The 19,555-nt window shown below is 37.7% G+C and carries 20 protein-coding genes; 18 read left to right on the forward strand and 2 right to left on the reverse strand.

All coding sequences use genetic code 11. From position 1 onward, the window contains the following. The first annotated feature begins 8 nt into the window (after positions 1-8). Together KTH84_RS18380 and KTH84_RS18385 are read left to right on the forward strand one after the other, a co-directional pair. On the forward strand, positions 9-896 hold the full coding sequence (locus tag KTH84_RS18380; protein ID WP_202743693.1) for a bile acid:sodium symporter family protein: 888 nt from the start codon (positions 9-11) through the stop codon (positions 894-896). Positions 897-930: 34 nt separating this feature from the next. After that, the gene (locus KTH84_RS18385; protein ID WP_133975211.1) at positions 931-2,298 is read left to right on the forward strand and encodes an amidohydrolase; all 1,368 of its coding nucleotides are present in this window, start codon (positions 931-933) and stop codon (positions 2,296-2,298) included. Positions 2,299-2,358: 60 nt separating this feature from the next. On the opposite strand, the gene KTH84_RS18390 is transcribed toward KTH84_RS18385, so the two are convergent. Beyond that, positions 2,359-3,366: an AraC family transcriptional regulator gene (locus KTH84_RS18390; protein WP_133975209.1), complete on the reverse strand. Its 1,008-nt coding sequence runs from the start codon at positions 3,364-3,366 to the stop codon at positions 2,359-2,361. A gap of 217 nt (positions 3,367-3,583) precedes the next feature. On the opposite strand from KTH84_RS18390, the gene KTH84_RS18395 reads away from it, so the two are divergent. The 11 genes from KTH84_RS18395 to KTH84_RS18445 all read left to right on the forward strand — a co-directional run bounded on the left by KTH84_RS18395 (position 3,584) and on the right by KTH84_RS18445 (position 11,754). Beyond that, positions 3,584-4,609, forward strand: a complete 1,026-nt coding sequence (locus KTH84_RS18395; protein ID WP_262474678.1) for a fatty acid desaturase — start codon at positions 3,584-3,586, stop codon at positions 4,607-4,609. 347 nt (positions 4,610-4,956) lie between these two features. After that, positions 4,957-5,943, forward strand: a complete 987-nt coding sequence (locus KTH84_RS18400; protein WP_262474653.1) for a DUF1852 domain-containing protein — start codon at positions 4,957-4,959, stop codon at positions 5,941-5,943. 21 nt (positions 5,944-5,964) lie between these two features. Next, positions 5,965-7,008 carry a methionine synthase gene (locus tag KTH84_RS18405; RefSeq protein ID WP_005042905.1) on the forward strand — a complete coding sequence of 348 codons (1,044 nt, stop codon included), beginning with the start codon at positions 5,965-5,967 and terminating at the stop codon, positions 7,006-7,008. A 187-nt stretch (positions 7,009-7,195) separates the two neighbouring features. After that, positions 7,196-7,687, forward strand: a complete 492-nt coding sequence (locus KTH84_RS18410; RefSeq protein ID WP_262474680.1) for a flavin reductase — start codon at positions 7,196-7,198, stop codon at positions 7,685-7,687. Between the two features lie 688 nt (positions 7,688-8,375). Then, positions 8,376-8,975: a TetR/AcrR family transcriptional regulator gene (locus KTH84_RS18415; RefSeq protein ID WP_262474656.1), complete on the forward strand. Its 600-nt coding sequence runs from the start codon at positions 8,376-8,378 to the stop codon at positions 8,973-8,975. Between the two features lie 117 nt (positions 8,976-9,092). Next, on the forward strand, positions 9,093-9,599 hold the full coding sequence (locus KTH84_RS18420; RefSeq protein WP_262474658.1) for a hypothetical protein: 507 nt from the start codon (positions 9,093-9,095) through the stop codon (positions 9,597-9,599). A gap of 79 nt (positions 9,600-9,678) precedes the next feature. After that, positions 9,679-9,987 (forward strand): hypothetical protein, encoded by a 309-nt coding sequence (locus KTH84_RS18425; protein WP_262474659.1) that lies wholly within the window; start codon positions 9,679-9,681, stop codon positions 9,985-9,987. Between the two features lie 123 nt (positions 9,988-10,110). Next, positions 10,111-10,419 carry a hypothetical protein gene (locus KTH84_RS18430; protein WP_262474661.1) on the forward strand — a complete coding sequence of 103 codons (309 nt, stop codon included), beginning with the start codon at positions 10,111-10,113 and terminating at the stop codon, positions 10,417-10,419. Positions 10,420-10,469: 50 nt separating this feature from the next. Next, positions 10,470-10,709, forward strand: a complete 240-nt coding sequence (locus tag KTH84_RS18435; protein ID WP_262474662.1) for a hypothetical protein — start codon at positions 10,470-10,472, stop codon at positions 10,707-10,709. Between the two features lie 15 nt (positions 10,710-10,724). After that, positions 10,725-11,132, forward strand: a complete 408-nt coding sequence (locus KTH84_RS18440; protein WP_262474663.1) for a hypothetical protein — start codon at positions 10,725-10,727, stop codon at positions 11,130-11,132. A gap of 109 nt (positions 11,133-11,241) precedes the next feature. Beyond that, positions 11,242-11,754, forward strand: a complete 513-nt coding sequence (locus KTH84_RS18445; RefSeq protein WP_262474665.1) for a hypothetical protein — start codon at positions 11,242-11,244, stop codon at positions 11,752-11,754. Between the two features lie 70 nt (positions 11,755-11,824). Here the strand turns inward: KTH84_RS18445 and KTH84_RS18450 are convergent, their stop codons facing one another. Continuing rightward, a complete protein-coding gene (locus KTH84_RS18450; protein WP_262474667.1) occupies positions 11,825-12,154 on the reverse strand; it encodes a darcynin family protein in 330 nt (109 codons plus the stop codon). A gap of 116 nt (positions 12,155-12,270) precedes the next feature. Between KTH84_RS18450 and KTH84_RS18455 the strand changes: the two genes are divergently transcribed. From KTH84_RS18455 to KTH84_RS19105, 5 genes are all read left to right on the forward strand, one after another. Further along, a complete protein-coding gene (locus tag KTH84_RS18455; RefSeq protein ID WP_262474669.1) occupies positions 12,271-12,870 on the forward strand; it encodes a TetR/AcrR family transcriptional regulator in 600 nt (199 codons plus the stop codon). A 523-nt stretch (positions 12,871-13,393) separates the two neighbouring features. Continuing rightward, entirely contained in the window at positions 13,394-14,926 is a 1,533-nt protein-coding gene (locus KTH84_RS18460; RefSeq protein WP_262474671.1) for a TolC family outer membrane protein, read from the forward strand. Continuing rightward, positions 14,923-17,061, forward strand: a complete 2,139-nt coding sequence (locus tag KTH84_RS18465; RefSeq protein WP_262474673.1) for a type I secretion system permease/ATPase — start codon at positions 14,923-14,925, stop codon at positions 17,059-17,061. The genes KTH84_RS18460 and KTH84_RS18465 overlap by 4 nt, the downstream gene beginning before the upstream one ends. Next, positions 17,058-18,254: an HlyD family type I secretion periplasmic adaptor subunit gene (locus KTH84_RS18470; protein WP_262474676.1), complete on the forward strand. Its 1,197-nt coding sequence runs from the start codon at positions 17,058-17,060 to the stop codon at positions 18,252-18,254. Before KTH84_RS18465 ends, KTH84_RS18470 begins: the two co-directional genes overlap by 4 nt. 377 nt (positions 18,255-18,631) lie before the next feature. Then, a partial coding sequence (locus tag KTH84_RS19105) for a BapA/Bap/LapF family prefix-like domain-containing protein (RefSeq protein ID WP_410374406.1) occupies positions 18,632-19,555 on the forward strand: 924 nt, incomplete at its 3' end.

Consider the following 19,555-nt stretch of genomic DNA (forward strand, 5'->3'; position numbering starts at 1 on the left):
AATAGAGAATGGATTCATTGATAATTACCATATTCTTACCCATAGCTTTGGCCATTATTATGGCTGGTATGGGGCTAGAATTAACCCTCAAAGATTTTAAACGTGTTCGCCAGCACCCCAAAGCGGTGTTTGTTGCATTGTTTTGCCAGCTCGTTATTTTAGTGGCTATTGCATTTATTATTTGTAAGGTTTTTGCTTTACCACCAATGATTGCTGTCGGGCTGATGTTACTTGCGGCTTCACCGGGGGGTGCCACTGCAAATTTATTTAGCTATTTATATAAGGGCGATATTGCACTTAATATTACTTTAACTGCGATAAATTCAGTGCTTGCTGCTTTTACATTGCCATTGATTGTGAACTTTGCATTACTACATTTCGTTGCAAGTGAACAACACGTTGGATTGCAATTTTCTAAAATAATTCAGGTGTTTGTTATTATTTTAGTTCCCGTCATCATTGGGATGTTGATCAGACATTTCTCACCAAAATTTGCAGAAAGGTTAAATAACCCCGTTCGTGTTTTCGCAATTGTATTTTTACTTTTTGTTATTGCGCTCGCGATTGCCAAAGACTATCAAAAACTTCTCAATTACATTGGGTTAGTGGGTGGAGCAACTTTACTTTTCTGTATTTGTAGTCTTTTGATTGGTTATTTGGTGCCTCGTTTATTTGGTATTAATAGCTTTCAAGCCAAAGCCTGTGCTTTTGAAATAGGAATTCATAACAGTACCTTAGCGTTAACAATTGCTTTAACTGTTATGGCGAGCTCAGACGCAGCTATGCCAGCAGCCGTGTATTCAATCTTAATGTATGTAATGGCAACGCTGTTTGGTACATTATTGAATCGATTAGAAAAGAAAGATTTAGCTAAAAACAAAATAATTATTAACTAACTGCAAAGATTATTAAAACGGAGCTTTATTCATAATGATCAAATTTTTTAAAAATACCTTATTTTTAGGGTTGTCGACTTTGATTTCAGGCTATGGAACTGTCCTTCATGCAGAAGCAAGTCCAACAACTTTGCCAGCGGTTTCACAAAAAGCGTTAAACATTATTGATGGGCAAACAGAGTGGTTAAGTAAGGTCTATAAAGACATTCATGAGCACCCAGAATTGGGATTTATGGAAACGCGTACTTCTGCCATTGTTGCCAAAGAGCTTAAGTCCTTAGGGTTTGATGTTAAAACCGGAATAGCAAAAACAGGCGTGGTCGGCATTTTGAAAAATGGAGCGGGACCAACAGTCATGTACCGTGCCGACATGGACGCCAATACTGTTCAAGAAGCAACTGGTTTACCATACGCAAGTAAAGTGCGGGTAAAACTCGACGATGGAACCGAAACACCTGTTGCACATATGTGTGGTCACGATGCACATGTGACATGGATGCTCAGTATGGCAAAAACCATGGTGGCTTTGAAAAAGGAATGGAGCGGAACCATTATTTTAGTGGCACAACCTGCTGAAGAGCCTATAACGGGTGCTAAAGCAATGGTGACTGATGGTTTGTGGACGAAATATAATTTACCCAAACCCGATTATTTCTTTGCAGTTCATACCACACCAGCGCCTGTTGGAGTGGTCATTAATGCACCGGGACCACGCATGGCGGGAACCGATCAGCTTGATGTTCTATTTAAAGGTGTAGGTGGGCATGGCTCATTACCCATGTTAACCAAAAACCCAATTAGCATGGCTGCAAATGCGATTACCCAATATCAGACTATTATGGGAAATACAGTTGATCCACAACAAGCAGCAGTTTTATCAATTGGCTCGATCCAAGCTGGAAATTCGAATAACGTGATTCCTTCGACTGCATTGGTCAAGATGAACTTACGCTGGTTTGATCCAAAAGTGCGTGAAACCATGTTAAATAATATTAAGCTTATGAGTGAAGGCACAGCCCAAATGCAAGGTATGGGTAAAGATCAATTGCCAACTTTTACATTCAAAGGTTCAAGCACGCCTGTAGTCAACAATAAAGAATTTTCTGCCCGTTTAAATGGGCCACTAAAAGCGTTATTAGGCGACAAACAGGTTTTAACCAATTTTCCTCCAGTTATGGGTTCAGAAGATGTGCACCATTTGTTAGGTGAACAAAAAGACATTCCATTTAACTTTATGTTTATTGGTGTGGCAGATCCAGTTGTGTTTGCAAATGCAGTAAAGCAAGGCAAACCCGCACCTTACATTCCGCACAGTCCGAACTATGTTGTAGATTTAAAAGCCTTGCCAGTCGGGGCTAAAGTCACCACAGTGTCCATGCTTGAACTTTTAAATAAAAAATAAAATATTCATAAAAAAGATGCATATGAATGCATCTTTTTTTTATCTAAAATTTTTAAAAATTTAAGAACAAGACAGATGCTTTTCCCGATAGTGTAGCGGTGATAAATCTGTCCAACGTCGAAAAGCACGTGTAAAACTACTCACATCGGTAAAGCCAAGAATATAGGCAATTTCGGTAATATTGTGGCTTGAGTTTTTAATATACGACAAAGCGAGTTCGTGCCGGGTATTGTCGAGTAGCTCGCTATAAGAGGTATTTTCTGCCGAAAGCTTGCGTTGCAGACTTCGTATACTTAAGCCTAAACTTTTCGCAACGTCTTGCTGTTGAAAGTCGCCTGTAGATAATTTTTCAATGAGTTTTACTTTCACACGAGCCAATATATTTTCTTTATCAAAGCGTGCGAGATAACGATTAATAATCTCATCATATTCTTGGGTGAGGCTAGGGTTCCCACCGTCTAAAGGCTGCTCTATGGTTGCTGTGTCAAATACAATCATGTCTTTGAGGGCATTAAACACAGTCGGGGCTTTTAAAATACTTTGAAAAGTTTCTAGATCTTCGGGTTCCGAGCGTCTCAGTTCAATACGTAATGGCGAAAAAACAGAACCTTGTAACGCGCGACTTGAACGAATAAAAACAGAGATAAAAGCATCAATAGATTCGGGTTGAACTTCGTCGGGAACATGAATAACGAAATAATGATTTTTTCCCTCGCCATAAAACTCAAGTTCAGGAATGTCGGTCACTATGCGGAAGTAACGAATAATTCTTAAAAACATTTCTTTTAGTGTTGTGCTGGTAATGAGTGAATGGCCCAACACATGAAATGTATTTTGATTGACTTGGCTGGCAACTTTAAGGCCAAAGCATGAGTCCTGAGTCGCTTGAACGGCTAATTTCCATAAATTTGCTGTGTTTTTTAATGAATAGCGCGCATCTGGATCGTTTAGGGCCTGAACATCTAAACCAGCTTGTTTTAATAAAGGTTGGCTATCTACACCTGCTTTCTCAAGCGCTTTTTGAATCGCTTTAACCCAGCTAGCCAGTGCCGTTGCTGTCTGTGGCATGTTATATCCTATAACTTGTGACTCATATTCCTCACCTCATTATAAAAGATTTCAAAAATAAAAGATCTTTTGTTTATCTCTGCTTTTTACATTTTGGCATCTATGGCTAATAGATTGGCGTTTCGAGTTAAGCATACAAAGGTAGATATAAATAAAGTAGGAACATGAGAAAACTGAGGAATAACGGATGACCTACATTTATAAAAATCCCGCTGGAATGACTGATAGCGAAAAAACGGAACACATTAAAAAAGTGGTCACGGCAGAAGGTGTGGCTTTACGCAAACGCCATCCCATTTTGAACCATCAAAACGCGATAGGAGCGATGATTCTATTTATTTCCCTCGTTGGAATGATTGCTACGGCCGTGCTCTATATAAATAATCAGCTTTCAGCTTGGTTCGCAATTCCAATGATTGCATTTTTTGCATCTCTTACCCATGAGTTAGAACACGACCTGATTCACTGGATGTATTTTAGAAAAAAACCATGGGCACATCACCTTATGATGGGTCTAGTGTGGTTAGCTCGCCCAAGTACCATTAACCCGTGGAAACGCCGTGAGCTTCATTTTAATCATCATAAAAATTCAGGCACTGAGGTCGATTTAGAAGAAAGAGCGCTCACCAATGGAGAGCAGTGGAGCATTCGCCGACTCGTCGCGATTGGTGATAATGGCTTTGCAGTTTTGCTACGCATTATTGCTGCAAGCAATTGGACTGTTAGAAAAGTTATTTTTAAACGTGCGTTCTTAGCTTATTTTCCACTTGGAATTATTCATTGGTCTCTTTGGTATATCTTTTTAGGCTTCCATGCAGTTGATATGGTTTCAAGCTTGGCAAATGCACCGATCGCATGGTCAGCTACAACCCTAAATGTTATGCATGTGATTAATATTCTGACTGTGGTGTGGATTGCGCCAAATGTGCTGCGTACTTTCTGTCTGCACTTTGTGACAAGCAATATGCATTACTACGGTGATGTTGAATTGGGCAATGTGATTCAACAAACGCAAGTATTAACACCGTGGTGGATGATACCGTTCCAATTGTTCTGTTTTAACTTTGGTTCGACGCATGCCATTCATCATTTTGTAGTGAAAGAGCCTTTCTACATTCGACAAATGACTGCGCCTGTTGCCCATAAAGTCATGCGTGATATGGGTGTTAGATTTAACGATGTCGGAACCTTTAAAAGAGCAAATCGTTGGAATGTAAATGATTTATCTGAATCGAATACTTAACAAATTGATTCTTAGCTCGCTTGAATGGACTGAGTTCTGCACGAAGTACTCAGTCCATTAATTTTTTCTAAACCTTGGAATTTTCAAGAATTTTGTTTTTTTATGAGAAGTAATTAGTTCTGTCACAGAACTAAAGAAACCCTAAACATGAATTTTACTCAGTTTTGAGTGAGACTAAATCATTTTTATTCATGTTGTGATTGCGGTATAAATCTATTCATGCTCTGAAGCGCTCCAGTAATTCAGTTTTGATAAGACCATAAGGCACAAATCTGACAAGGCTGGAAAGTTTAAAAGGAGCTCGAAATTTTTTTAGGTTTATCTCAGAAATTAGGGTACTGATCACAATGAGTAAAGAATTTACATTTACGATTAAGAGTATTTGTTTCGATGAGAACTATCGTCCAGCAGACAATACGCGTATTACAACCAATTTTGCTAACTTGGCGAGAGGGATGAGCCGCGAAGAGAATTTGCGCAACACATTACGGATGATCGACAATCGTTTCAATGCCTTAGCTCATTGGGACAACCCGAAAGGCGACCGCTATGGCGTTGAACTTGAAATCATTTCAGTTGAAATGAATATTGAAGCTGAAAATCGTACAAGCGGGCTTCCTTTAATCGAAATATTGAAAACCAATATTGTTGATAAAAAGACCAATGAACGCATTGAAGGCATTGTAGGCAACAACTTCTCGTCTTATGTACGTGACTATGACTTTAGTGTGCTCTTGTTAGATCACAACAAAAATAAGTCTACCTTTAGCACACCAGAAAACTTTGGTGAACTGCACGGCAACTTATTTAAGAGCTTTATTAACTCTGAGACTTACAGAGCCAACTTTAAAAAAGCGCCAGTGATTTGCCTCAGTGTTTCAACAACTAAAGAATATCACCGTACTGAAAATGAACACCCTGTTTTGGGTGTTGAATATAAGCAAGAAGACTATTCATTAACTGATGAATATTTCCAAAAAATGGGCTTAAAAGTTCGCTATTTCATGCCGAAAAATAGCGTTGCGCCTTTAGCGTTCTATTTTACAGGCGATTTATTAAGTGATTACACCAACCTTGAGTTGATCAGCACCATCAGCACCATGGAATCGTTCCAGAAGATTTACCGCCCTGAAATTTACAATGCAAATTCAGTTGCTGGAAAATCTTATCAGCCAAGTTTGAAGAACGAAGATTACTCACTTACTCGAATTGTGTATGACCGAGAAGAACGTAGCCGTTTGGCTATTGAGCAGGGGAAGTTTGTTGAAGAGCAATTTATCAAACCATACCAAGCGATTCTTGAGCAGTGGTCTGCTAATTACGCTCCTAATTAATCAACATACGGGTCATTGATCATGAAAAAATTACTACCGACTTCAACTGCTGGCAGCTTACCTAAACCGTCTTGGCTTGCAGAACCTGAAAAGCTTTGGTCGCCTTGGAAACTCGAAAACGAAGGCCTGATTGAAGGTAAAAAAGACGCATTACGTTTGGCGTTGCACGAACAACAACTTGCTGGCATCGACATTGTGAGCGATGGTGAACAAACCCGCCAACACTTTGTGACCACGTTTATTGAACACTTAAATGGCGTAGATTTTGAGAAACGCGAAACAGTTCGAATTCGTGACCGTTATGACGCAAGCGTACCGTCTGTTGTAGGTGCAGTGTCTCGTCAAAAGCCTGTGTTTGTTGAAGATGCCAAGTTCTTACGTCAGCAAACCAATCAACCAATTAAGTGGGCGTTACCTGGCCCAATGACTATGATTGATACTCTTTACGATGGTCACTACAAGAGCCGTGAAAAACTTGCTTGGGAATTTGCTAAAATCTTGAACCAAGAAGCGCGTGAGTTAGAAGCTGCTGGTGTAGATATCATTCAGTTTGATGAACCTGCATTTAACGTATTCTTTGACGAAGTAAATGACTGGGGCGTTGCGACTTTAGAGCGTGCAATTGAAGGTCTTAAGTGTGAAACTGCGGTCCACATTTGCTATGGTTACGGCATTAAAGCCAACACCGATTGGAAAAAGACATTAGGTTCGGAATGGCGCCAATACGAAGAAGCTTTCCCGAAACTGCAAAAATCTAACATCGATATCATTTCGTTAGAATGTCACAACTCACATGTGCCTATCGATTTACTTGAACTCATTCGCGGTAAAAAAGTCATGGTTGGTGCGATTGATGTTGCATCTAACCAGATTGAAACACCAGAAGAAGTGGCTAACACACTACGTAAAGCACTTCAGTTTGTAGATGCAGATAAGCTTTACCCTTGCACAAACTGCGGTATGGCACCTCTTTCTCGTGAAGTTGCACGTGGCAAGTTAAATGCTTTAAGTGCTGGTGCAGAAATTGTTCGCAGAGAACTTACTGGTTTTGATCTTACTGCTTAATATTTACCAATAAGTGGTATAAAGGGTTACTTTTTTGATGGCAGTTGATAATCAAACAAGTAACCCTCATTTTACTTACTACATGTCGTTCTAATCAGGACGTATGTTGATAAAGTACCTTCCTGATGGAGTTGGGCGGTATAGCAAACACTCAGGACAAGGTACGATTCAATTTAGGAATAATGTCATGGTTCAAGCAACAGACTTTAGAAATGCAATGTCTTTACTCACAAGTGCGGTTAGTGTTGTGACTACGGCAGGCATGTCTGGTCGTTTTGGATTTACTGCCTCTGCTGTTTGTAGTGTGACTGACACACCACCGACATTATTGGTATGTATGAACCAATCTGCGAGTTCACATGCACATTTCCTAGATAACAAAATCTTAACTGTGAATGTGTTAGGCGCACACCACGAACATATTTCAAAAGCATTTTCATCTAAACTGACTCCAGAAGAACGCTTTAAACATGGCACATGGATTGAGTTAGAAACAGGTTCACCTGTGTTAGATGATGCTTTGGTAAGTTTCGATTGCGAGATTGAACAAATTCAACAAGTCGGCACGCACACTATTCTGATTTGTCCGATTGTTGCGATTAAACAAAGCCAGCATGACCAAAGTTTGGTTTATTTTAATCGTGCTTATCACCAAGTGGGGCAGACGGAGATTGTTTAATCCCACTTATCATTTTGTTGTTTCACATTAAAAGTCTAATTAAGAAATCAATAAGCACGGATTGCTTCACTTAATTTAAAAATATAATTAAATATAATATCTAAAATAATAGTTAAGTTAATCTAATGAAAAATAATAATAAATTTAAATACTTGTCATAAAAGCTACATTGACACCTCTAAATTCTCAGATTATGCTTTGCCTGCTGGCCTACATTGCCAGCCGGTTTTAGCAGACCGTATAGTAAGAGCATCAGATTATTCCTTCTGAGGAGTAGTCTTATGTGTATCAATCGTCCCTCGCTCGTTGCGGTAGGGCGAGTGAGGGACACCTTCGGGTGTGCTGGTTCTTACTATCAGTCTGCTAACCCTTGCTCGTTCTGCCACCATAATTCTAAATTAATGCTTTGGCAGAACTCCCAAAATTAGGAGTTGGCTATGCACATCCATTATTTCTTGGCACTCAATGCCAAAAGCTATAACGACACCACTTAATTCATCTTTAAACAGTTTGAAGGCTTAACCGCTTTTCAGACTTTAAGTCATTACGGCTAAAAACTTATATCAACAATAAAACTTGAGATGTGCCAAGCACCGTCTTACGGCTTTGCTGTGCCTTTTTTTCTCCCAGAAGGGGCACAGGCTTTTTATCTCATTTAGAAACAACAAGAATTTATAACGGTAAAACTATGTCAACTTTAGAAACGGCTTCAAAAAAATTAAAAGTTATTCATAGCGCAGTAGATCTATTTAATATCTATGGATTTCACAACACGGGCGTAGACCTGATTGCTAAAGAAACTAAAATTCCAAAAGCCACGCTTTATAACTACTTTCATTCAAAAGAACGTCTGGTTGAAACCTGCATAAGCTTTCAAAAAAGCCGACTGAAAGAAGAAGTGCTGGCAATTGTCTACTCACACCGCTACCCAAACGCAGCCGATAAACTCAAAGAAATTGTGCGTTTACATGTCGATGTGAATAGCCTTTACCACCTTTTGTTTAAAGCCATGTTTGAAATAAAACAGCTTTATCCAACGGCTTACCGCATGGCGGTTGAATATCGAAAATGGCTACTTCGAGAGCTTTTTGATTTGGTCTTTAGTCTAGAAAACAACACACTAAAACCCGATGCCAACATGTTTTTAAACTTAATTGATGGCTTGATGCTACAGGTTTTGAGTTCAAATCGTGTGGATGAACGGGATGTGGTGTTGGAGTGGTTTTGGGGGAGGGAAACTGAGGCTAAAAGTTTGAAATTGAATTTTTATGATGGGGTGCCTGATTAGCTAAAGTGAAGAGAGTAGCGCTTAATTAATCAGTTTAGTCTTGGGTAAAATGGCAGTATGCTATTGAAAGAGAAAATTAATTAGCCCGAAATATTGGGAAAAGTCTGGAATCGAAAAATGATAAGGAAAAACACCAAGATCGGTGATGTATTTATAGTTAAGTTAGATAATGATGAGAAAAAATATTTTCAATTAATTGCTTTTGATTTAACTCAACTCAATAGTGATGTGATCAGAAGCTTTAAAAAATTATTCCCATTGGAAGCTGATATTGATTTATTGGAAATCGTAAACGGTGAAGTAGAGTTTTATGCTCACTGTGTGACTAAGTTTGGATTGAAAATGAATTTATGGGAAAAAGTTGGAAATATTAGAGAGGTTGGTGATATTTCTAATATTCTTTTTCGGGATACGAATGACTATGGAGCAAAAGTGGGGACAGAGAAGATTAAAGTATCTAACAATTGGTATGTATGGCATATAAATGATGAAGACTTTACTCGTGTAGGGAGGTTAGAGGGAGAAAATCGTAAGGCAGAAATTGGTGTAGTTGTGAATCCTTACGATATTGTTGAGCGTATAAAAACAGGAAAATACGATTTTGTATATCCTGATTTTGAGTAGTAATTAAATAAAATAACTAGAGTTTTGGGAACTAAACCTCTAAGCAAATTCATTTATTGAACATGTAGAGTTAATGATTATGTTGGATAATTTAATTTTAGTAAGTGTTTTAGGGGGAGTAGTAGGAATAGGAGTTGGTTTTTTCTACAAAAAGGTATTTGTCCTAACTTTAGATAAAATGAGTGAAGTATTTTATAAAATATTTTTTGTTCATAATTTTTTTAAATTGATTTCATTGCTTTTTGCATGTGTTTTTACTTTTTTATTTTTTCTAATAGGGTTGATCTTTTCACCAATTGTTTCTGATAGTTCATGGAATTATTTTTATATATCTTTCTTTATAGGAATTATGATTGGAATAAAAATTGAAAACTTTTCAAATAAATAATTTAGATCTATTTCAAATTTTATTTGGAGCATTTGATTAAATTAAGAAGATTAATTTTATAGGCAAAGTATAAGTTAGTACTTAATGTAGAAATTTTATTATGATTTTTAAAAGGGAGTAATCATGGATATCTCATTGAATTATTTTAATAAAGTATATCTTTCTATAATTAAAGAAAATTATAAAATAACTTTTACTAGTTTTAAGGAGGGAGAAGTTTTGGGATTCGGTGATTTAGAGCGAGTTGAGGTCGAAGATAGTAAAATTTTAGGGGGAATCGAATTTTGGAGTTCAGGATGGTTGGGCATTCATTTAATTAATCTAGTGAATGATGAAGAGATATTAAATTCTTTGATTGCTCCAGATGATTGTGTGGATAAACTTGAATTATTAGAGATTTTTTGTAGAAAACTAATGGAGTTAAAAGTGTAAAGATAGTTCTTAAAAATTTATGACCTAAACCTAAAGATGGTATGAATAAAATGAATAATAAAATGTTACTTGTGATTAGAGAAATTCTTCAGTCACGCTCATCTAATAATTTACACTTAGTTAAATGTCTGTCTGAAGAGAATTGCACAAAAAAAGAATATCAAGAGTTAATGAATTTAGTTGCGATTGAATTGTGTGATAAAGGATTTGATGATACTTCTGAACCTACAAGTTATGGACTTGAGCTTGAGAAAATAATCGATCAACTTAATCATTTAATTTGGCAATAAAATGGTGAAATAGAAATGTTTAGATTTTTTATAACAGCAGACTCAAATATCGAAACAGGTGTTGGGACTGCCTCAATGTCAATGGCTTCTACGAACTTTTGTAAATTTATCGAAAAACAGGATTATGGCACAAGCTTAAAAAGATTAAGCATAATTTTTATGTGTCGTTCTCCCCATCTCGAATTTAAGCAACGGATAAGGCATTCTAAAAAAGAACAGGTTTTATATATGGATATCATGCTGGATTATCATAAGTTTGTCGTAATGACGCACGAACAACGTGTTACAGCGTTGTGTGAAAAATTATTGCAAGAAATGCCGTCGATTGTTAGAAAGTACAAGTTTGATGATTTTGATTTAGATAAATTAGAGAATAATCTTACGACTTGGTTTGTTGAACATGGGTTTATCAATCATTTTTAATAATTTTAGATGTTTCTTATAATATCCTTATTTTTAAATTAATACTTAAATAAAATCTTATCTTCACATCAATCATTAAATTTATAGTAGAAATAATTGTAGGGGGATTATGTTGAAATTTTATAAAAAATCGAATGTAAAAAATATACAGATAAGTGTTGATAAATATGTACCATTAACTGTAAATTTTTCTGAAAATATTGCTTCTGAACTTTATTGGAGAGCTGGGGATGATATTTCTTCACTTCTTGAAATAGGTTTATTAAAGTCAGGTGAGCTTAACTCAATAACTTTAGTCTGTTTTGAAAAATCAGATATTAATTTAGTAACTAAAAAAATTAATGAAATTGAAAACGTTGAATCTGTATTTCCAATTTTTGATACTTCACTTTGGGTAAGTGAAATAATAGAGTATCGCGATGATTTTAGTGAAAATTTTACTATTCAATTATTAGATAATGTTTTATTTATAAGTTTTTTAAAAAAGGGAACTTCACTAAAATTAATTGGTTCTGATGAAATTATTTTTGGTGTTAATGAATCTGAAGAGCTTTCATTAATAGTAATTAAAAATTTGAGTAATGAAATGATTGAAACTTTACATAATTATTATAGTCTTTAAATTGATAGAGTTTGCCAATTACGACCAGAATAGCTACTGGTCGTGCAACTTAAAGATCATTTACGAACCTCTATAAAGAACTTTCATACTCCACATACCCATCTTCAATTGCAGGAATAATTTCTACAAACTCAAAATAGGGCACTGTACAAAACTCAGAGTCTCGAATCGCATCAATCACAAAATAATAATCTTGCAGAGATGCCGTCTCAAACACAGCAATATCACTCGCTTTAGTGCTAAACGCTTCAACGTCATACCAGCGAACTTTTACAGTTGGGTACTTCTCAAAAATAGGCTCAAGCTTTTGAGCACTAAACTCAGTACGCTTTTCACGAGCTAAAGCCAACCAAGCAGGCAAAGCTCTTAAATGAATAAAAAAAGTATAGGTTCTAGACATAACCACTCCATGACTGAGGCGAGTTGTAGTTCAACTGAAAGCATTTGCTTGTCATATCAACATGACTCAGTCAGTATAGGAGTGATTACTCACATTACATACTCGCATTTCGGCCCATGTCAGAAACACTTCCAGACCCACGCAAACGCCCGCGTCAAGCACGCTCAGTTGCTACATTCGAAGCTATTTTAGAGGCGGCAGCTCGCATTCTAGAGTCTTTAGGCTTTGCTGGATTTAACACAAATGCAGTGGCTGAACTTGCTGGCGTAAGCATTGGTAGCCTATATCAATACTTTCCGTCAAAAGATGCCTTAATTGTCGAGTTAATTCGACGTGAGCGAGTTGAGCTTTCAAATCGTATTGTTGAAGCCATACAGCAACACGACGCCGCAGACTTAAAGGAAAAACTAAAGCTCATCATACAGGCTGCTGTGCAACATCAATTGAATCGTCCTCAGTTGGCACGAACACTAGAATTTGCTTCTGAACTCATTGGAAAAGACTTTGAGGAAAGCGAGCTTCAACATGAGCTTGAAACCATAATTTCTGATCTGTTTATTCGTTCTGGCATTTCAGATGCACAGATAGCCGCACAAGATGTAATTGCTTTAAGCAAAGGAATGATTAACGCAGCAGGTATAGCAGGGGAAAGTGATTTAAATCATTTGCAGCAGCGAGTGGAAAAGGCTGTATTTGGCTATTTGGATCTCACATAAAGATCATATATTTTTTTATAGATGCCAATGTAAAAGGGTTACTATTGGCAACCTTTTTTAAGCACAACACATGTGCTCTAAAATAAATAGAAAATATTTTATTTTTTTTGATGTGTTTTAATTATATGTTTTAATTTTATTTTAAATTAATCCTTATTGATGAATTTAAATAAATAATATATTTTTGAAGAAGTATATATATTAGAGTTTATAGCCTACCACTTCCCCAAGAGGTAGGTTTTTTTTATGGAAATTATTTATTCTAATAATTGAATTTTATAGTTTTTATAGGTGTTTAATTGGTTTTAAATATATGTGTTTAAAACTCACTTTTATAATTTAAATTATAAGTAAATTAAATATTTAGTTTCTATTGTTAAAAATTAATCATTTTTTTCTTTATTTTTTCGCTAAGAAAATTATTCTGAAAATTATTTATTTAAAGTATGGAATTTAATATTTTTGATAATTTTTAACTGAGTTTTGGATTGTTTTACAATATTTCAAGAGATTAGATCTTCTAATGAGTAAATTGCCTTTTTCCCACAATGATTTCCAACTTATAATCAGATCAGGTACGAAGTTTTTTATATTTTTTTTTATTGCTTCTAGTGTATCAATATCAATTACAAAGGCAGATACCGCGTCTGTTAACTCAGGAAAAAGCTTAACAAAAAAAGTTTCTCAACTCTTTAAACCCACGCCAGATGAAAGTTACCGATCTGTCGATTTTCAAAAATTAAGTAATTTAGGGTTTGATCAGAGTCAATTTCAACGGCTAGAAAATGATGGGAACTATTTACCGACGTCTACTGCGATGTGGAACAATCAAGTCAGTTTAATTGATGCGATTCAATATGCAGTTCAACGAAACCCTAATATTTCTCAAGCCATTTCCACTTTAGCTGGCCAAAATGCGGGTATTGATTTTGCCAAGGCAGGTTATTATCCACAGCTTTCAGGTGGTATCAGTACAGGTGACTTAAGTAGTGGTGAGCGGGGGAGACAGTTACTCACGTTATCTGCAACTCAAATGCTTTTTGATTTTGGCAAAGTAAAATCAGGTGTATCGGTTCAGCAGGCTAAGGTTCAGGTTGAGCAGGCCAATGTGCTGGTCAGTATTGATGATATTGCACTTGATGTTGCGCAATCGATTGTCAATATTCAGCGCTATCTTCAATTAAATAAAATTGCCGAGCAGCAAATTGCAGGTATTCAGCGAATTCAGAATATTGCTAATTTACGTGCAAATGCAGGTATTAGTAGCCAAGCTGATCCAGTTCAGGCACAAACATATTTAGAATCTGCACAATCAACACTAATTGCTCAGCAATCCTTATTACGTCAGTACCAGCAACATCTAAGAACTCTGGTAGGAGTCGATGTTTTTAATAAAGTATGGGTCATTCCTGATGATTTGGTGAAGCAATCTGGTCTCTATAGTGAGCCTGAATTCAATACCATCCCAAAAATGATTGCGGCTCAAGCGGGTGTGGAAGTTGCCAAGGCACAAAAGGAACAGACTCGTTTAACACGTTATCCAACCTTGTCCGTTAAAGGTTCCTTAAGTCAGGCTATTAACGGCAGAAATCCAAACAATGATAAAGATGACGGTCTATATAGTTCCGTCATGCTTGAAGCAAGCAGTCAGTTTTATCAAGGTGGCGCAGTTTCTTCTCAGGTTAAAATGGCAAGCTATGCCGAAGAAGCAGCTAAATCTCAGGTCAATTCAGTTTATCTGGATGTTCTTGACCAGATCAGAACCAGCCGTGAGCAAATTGAAAATAAACAACGTCAAATGCAGGTGCTGACTAATCGTCAGGCAACAACCGTTCGTACACGTGAACTTTATCAAGAGCAGTACAAACTGGGTACACGTTCATTGGTCGATTTATTGAATGCAGAACAGGCCATTCATAGTGCCAATTCAGAACTCGAATCTGCACGTTATGATATTTACAACAGTATTGTTCAGTACATTTCGGCAACAGGACGTTCCCGCCAAGCCTATGGCTTAAATAATATTTCAATTCAGGGGTTCGAAGTACAACCATGATGACAAAAATAAACTACCAGCCCTGGTTGCAGTCGGTCTTAACGATTGCTAAACATTATCGAATTGAGCCTTCAGAAGAAAGAATCCGTTTACAACTTGACTGGAACCAGAATCAAAACCTTGATGATGTTTTACAGTTAATGACACGTCAGGTTGGACTAAATTTACGTAAAGTGCCTTTTTCATTAGATTTACTTAATCCGTGGCGGCTACCTGTTCTGGTCGAGTTTAATGACGGGCAAGTTGGGGTTGTTGATAAAGCAGATAGCCAAGGGAATGTCAGTATTCAGTTTAGTGGAGATCAAGGGCTTTCGCAGAATGTCTCTTTAGGTGCTTTAAAAGATAAGGTTAAGAATGTCTATATTCTGCGTCCTGAAACCTCTATTCCCGATGCACGTATTGATGAATATATCAAACCGTATGAAGCAAGCTGGTTCTGGTCAATTGTTCTAAGGGACTGGAAGCGTTACGTTGATATTATGTTTGCCTCGCTCATTGCCAATGTACTAGCACTGGCAACTATTGTTTTCTCAATGCAAGTCTATGACCGTGTTGTGCCTTCACAGTCTGTTCCAACCTTATGGGTTCTGGCAGGTGGTGTACTCATTGCTGCTGTTTTTGAGTTTGTCTTACGTGTTTCCCGAGTTTATCTATCTGATATTATTGGTAAACGTGCTGATTTACGGGTTTCTGACCGCGTATTTGGCCATGCATTAAGAATTAGAAATAAAGACCGTTCAAGGTCTACAGGTAGTTTTATTTCCCAGATTCGTGAGCTCGAAGGTGTTCGTGAACTGGTGACTTCAACCACCATTACGGCGATGGCAGATTTCCCATTCTTTTTCCTGTTCCTGACCATTTTTGCCATTATTGGCGGCAAGCTGTTTTGGGTGATGTTACTGGTTGTGCCACTTATGATTTTGCCGGGTATTCTGGTGCAGAAAAAGCTAGCACAACTCGCACAGGAAGGTATGAGAGAATCTTCAATCCGTAATGCCATTCTGGTTGAAGCGGTGCAGGGTATTGAAGATATCAAGTTGTTGCGTGCAGAATCGCGTTTCCAAAACCAGTGGAACCACATGAATGATGTTTCTGCCGATATTGGGATGAAACAACGTAAAATTGTCGGCACCTTAATGGCATGGACACAAAAGATTCAGGGACTGACCTACGCACTTGTAGTGTTAGTGGGAAGTTTTGCGGTAATGGAAGGGGAAATGACTACGGGTGCGTTAGTGGCCTGTTCAATTTTATCTTCACGTATGTTGGCACCGATTAGTCATATCACAGGTGTTTTAGGTCGTTTACAGCAGGCGAAAGTAGCAAAACAAAGCTTAGATGAACTCATGCAACGTCCGATCGATCAGCCAGAGCGTTCGCATCTGGTACACAAGGCTGCTTTAAATGGCGACTACGAATTAAAAAATGTCTTGTTCCAATATAGTGAGGATGAACCACGTCCGAGCCTTGCAGTTCGCCACTTAAAAATTCGTGCTGGTGAAAAAATTGCAATTCTGGGGCGCAATGGTGCAGGTAAATCGACACTGCTTCAGCTTCTATCAGGAATGCAAATTCCAACTCAAGGTGCCGTGCATTTAGATGGTCTGGATCTTTCCCTGATTGACCCATCTGATGTACGTCGTGATATGGGTTTACTTAACCAGAACGCTTGTCTTTTCTACGGTACGATTCGTGAAAATCTTACTTTGGGTGCTCCGCTTGCAACGGATGAAGATATTCTTCGGGCTTTAGTCATGACAGGTGCATTACCTTTTGTGCAAGAGAAAAAAGAAGGACTCGATCACCTGATTTTAGAAGGTGGGGTTGGTTTCTCGGGTGGTCAGAAACAAGCATTGTTATTGGCCCGTTTATTGATTCGTCAACCTAATATTTTATTACTCGATGAACCGACAGCATCCATTGATGATGTGGCAGAGAAGCAACTGATTGATCATTTAAAAGGATGGCTGGCACATCGGACCTTGGTCGTTGCGACACACCGCCGAGCTGTTTTAGAACTGGTGGACCGTATTATTGTCGTGAACGAAGGCAAAATCGTGATGGATGGTCCAAGAGATCAGGTCCTTAACCAATCGACAGCCCAACAAAAACAAGCGCAAGGGGATAATTCATGAGCGAACCACAAAAAGAACAAGAACTTACGCGTTCAATGAATGTCTCTTATAGCGAACCACCGTTACCCCGTGCCAGTTTAGTGATCTGGATTGTGGGGATTGGTTTAGTTATTTTCTTTATCTGGGCATGGGTATTTAAACTTGAAGAAGTTTCTACCGGCACAGGTAAAGTAGTTCCATCATCTAAAGAGCAGGTCATCCAGTCTTTAGAAGGCGGTATTTTAACCAAGCTGAATGTGCAAGAGGGCGACATTGTTCAAAAAGGTGAAATTCTTGCACAATTAGATCCAACCCGTTTTGCATCGAATGTCGGTGAATCAAGATCTTTGCTTATTTCTGCTCAGGCAACAGCTTCACGTTTGCGGGCGGAAGTAAATGGAACATCATTGGCTTTTCCTGAAATTGTGCTGAAAGAACCAAAACTTGTACATGAAGAAACGGCATTATATGCGTCCCGCAGGGCTAATCTCGAACAAACACTTGCAGGTTTTAGGCAGGCATTGCAACTGGTACAACAAGAACTGGCAATGACCGAACCGTTGGTTGCTAAAGGTGCAGCCAGTGAGGTTGAAGTTTTACGTTTACGTCGTGAAGCCAATGATCTTAGGAATAAAATGAATGATGTGCAGAACCAGTATTTCGTGGAGGCTCGTGAAGAGTTATCAAAAGCCAATACCGATATTGAAACGCAGCAACAAGTTGTGCTGGGGCGTACTGACAGCTTAGATCGTGCCATTTTTAAAGCACCAGTACGTGGTGTTGTCAAAGAAATTGCGGTCACTACCCATGGTGGTGTTATTCCACAAAACGGTAAGTTGATGACCATTGTTCCAATTGATGAGCAGTTGCTGATTGAAGCGCGTATTTTACCGCGTGACATTGCATTTATTCGTCCGGGACAAGAAGCGCTGGTTAAGATTACTGCTTATGACTACTCAATTTATGGTGGTTTAAAAGGTAAGGTAACGGTTATTTCACCAGACACGATTCGTGATGAGGTTAAACAGGATCAATTCTATTATCGTGTTTATATCCGGACTGATTCTGACAAGCTTTATAATAAACAAGGTAAGGCATACGGTATTACACCGGGTATGGTGGCAACGGTAGATATTCGTACTGGTGAAAAAACGGTACTGGATTACTTGCTTAAACCATTTAATAAAGCCAAAGAAGCTTTAAGAGAAAGGTAAAAAATATATATCTATATGGCTTTTAAATATTTAAAAACCATATAGATATTAATCGAGATAATATCTTGTTTTAAATGTGTGGTTTTTATTGTTTGTGTTTTAAAACATAAAAATATTAAAAGCATATTTTTATTTTAATTTGATTCTAATTCTTTGAAAAATAATAATTAATAATTTTGGTTTTATTTTGGTTAATAAATAAACTTCTTTTTGCTATTTTTTTGTGACGTAATTCATGTTTACAATTAAATTATGCGTTGAGGTTGGCCCTTGTTTTATCTAATTTATCCCTTAATTTGGGCTCTTCTTATTTAATAAAATTTAAGAGCTCTAAATTGGATTGGTTTAATTAAATAATCCTGAGAAGGGGAATAAATATGTCTGAAATAAGGGTGGTTTCTAAGGATAGTCATGAAACCTTAGAAACTACGACAAAAGATACAGTCACTCTTTCCGAAGCATCAGTTATTTTAATAAAAGTAAATAAAGATGATGTTTCTGAAATTAGACAAGACGGTAGAAATGCAATTATTACTTTAAAAAACGGTGAGCAAATAGTAATAATTGATTTCTTTAATGGTGGTAATTATTCAACCGATAATAGTTTAGTTTTTGAAGATAATAATCATAAATTACTGTGGGTACAGTTTACTGACAGTAATGGGGCCTTATTAGACCATATCACTTATAGTTATATCGATAGTATTGAACCATTGCTTTATCATGATGGTGCTGCATCTCCATGGGCATGGTTATCTGTACCACTAACCGCAGCAGGAATTTTGTGGTGGGCTCATGACAGCGATAAAAATAATAGTTTAGAAAGCGACTCTGATTCGGACAGCGATTCGGACTCTGACAGCGACTCTGATTCGGACAGCGACTCGGATTCGGACAGCGATTCTGATTCGGACAGCGATTCGGATTCTGATAGCGACAGCGATTCTGACTCTGACAGCGACTCTGATTCTGACAGCGACTCTGATTCTGACAGCGACTCTGATTCGGACAGCGATTCTGATTCGGACAGCGACAGCGATTCTGACAGCGACAGCGACTCTGATTCGGACAGTGACTCGGACTCTGATAGTGACTCGGACTCTGACAGCGATTCTGATTCGGACAGCGACTCGGATTCGGACAGTGATTCGGACTCTGACAGTGACTCGGATTCTGACAGTGACTCTGATTCGGACAGCGACTCGGACTCTGACAGCGACTCAGACTCTGATAGCGACTCTGAGTCTGACTCGGACAGTGACTCTGATTCTGACAGAGAATCAGACTCGGACAGAGACACG

This window comes from Acinetobacter sp. WU_MDCI_Abxb74 (assembly GCF_025513915.1).
Classification (GTDB): Bacteria; Pseudomonadota; Gammaproteobacteria; order Pseudomonadales; family Moraxellaceae; genus Acinetobacter; species Acinetobacter calcoaceticus_C.

Coding starts and splice junctions, on each gene's coding strand:
- KTH84_RS18470 (WP_262474676.1), top strand. CDS start 17,058: ATGAGCGAACCACAAAAAGAACAAGAACTTACGCGTTCAATGAATGTC.
- KTH84_RS18390 (WP_133975209.1), bottom strand. CDS start 3,366: ATGCCACAGACAGCAACGGCACTGGCTAGCTGGGTTAAAGCGATTCAA.
- KTH84_RS18415 (WP_262474656.1), top strand. CDS start 8,376: ATGTCAACTTTAGAAACGGCTTCAAAAAAATTAAAAGTTATTCATAGC.
- KTH84_RS18450 (WP_262474667.1), bottom strand. CDS start 12,154: ATGTCTAGAACCTATACTTTTTTTATTCATTTAAGAGCTTTGCCTGCT.
- KTH84_RS18400 (WP_262474653.1), top strand. CDS start 4,957: ATGAGTAAAGAATTTACATTTACGATTAAGAGTATTTGTTTCGATGAG.
- KTH84_RS18465 (WP_262474673.1), top strand. CDS start 14,923: ATGATGACAAAAATAAACTACCAGCCCTGGTTGCAGTCGGTCTTAACG.
- KTH84_RS18445 (WP_262474665.1), top strand. CDS start 11,242: ATGTTGAAATTTTATAAAAAATCGAATGTAAAAAATATACAGATAAGT.
- KTH84_RS18430 (WP_262474661.1), top strand. CDS start 10,111: ATGGATATCTCATTGAATTATTTTAATAAAGTATATCTTTCTATAATT.
- KTH84_RS18395 (WP_262474678.1), top strand. CDS start 3,584: ATGACTGATAGCGAAAAAACGGAACACATTAAAAAAGTGGTCACGGCA.
- KTH84_RS18410 (WP_262474680.1), top strand. CDS start 7,196: ATGGTTCAAGCAACAGACTTTAGAAATGCAATGTCTTTACTCACAAGT.
- KTH84_RS18440 (WP_262474663.1), top strand. CDS start 10,725: ATGTTTAGATTTTTTATAACAGCAGACTCAAATATCGAAACAGGTGTT.
- KTH84_RS18385 (WP_133975211.1), top strand. CDS start 931: ATGATCAAATTTTTTAAAAATACCTTATTTTTAGGGTTGTCGACTTTG.
- KTH84_RS18380 (WP_202743693.1), top strand. CDS start 9: ATGGATTCATTGATAATTACCATATTCTTACCCATAGCTTTGGCCATT.
- KTH84_RS18455 (WP_262474669.1), top strand. CDS start 12,271: ATGTCAGAAACACTTCCAGACCCACGCAAACGCCCGCGTCAAGCACGC.
- KTH84_RS18435 (WP_262474662.1), top strand. CDS start 10,470: ATGAATAATAAAATGTTACTTGTGATTAGAGAAATTCTTCAGTCACGC.
- KTH84_RS18425 (WP_262474659.1), top strand. CDS start 9,679: ATGTTGGATAATTTAATTTTAGTAAGTGTTTTAGGGGGAGTAGTAGGA.
- KTH84_RS18405 (WP_005042905.1), top strand. CDS start 5,965: ATGAAAAAATTACTACCGACTTCAACTGCTGGCAGCTTACCTAAACCG.
- KTH84_RS18420 (WP_262474658.1), top strand. CDS start 9,093: ATGATAAGGAAAAACACCAAGATCGGTGATGTATTTATAGTTAAGTTA.
- KTH84_RS18460 (WP_262474671.1), top strand. CDS start 13,394: ATGAGTAAATTGCCTTTTTCCCACAATGATTTCCAACTTATAATCAGA.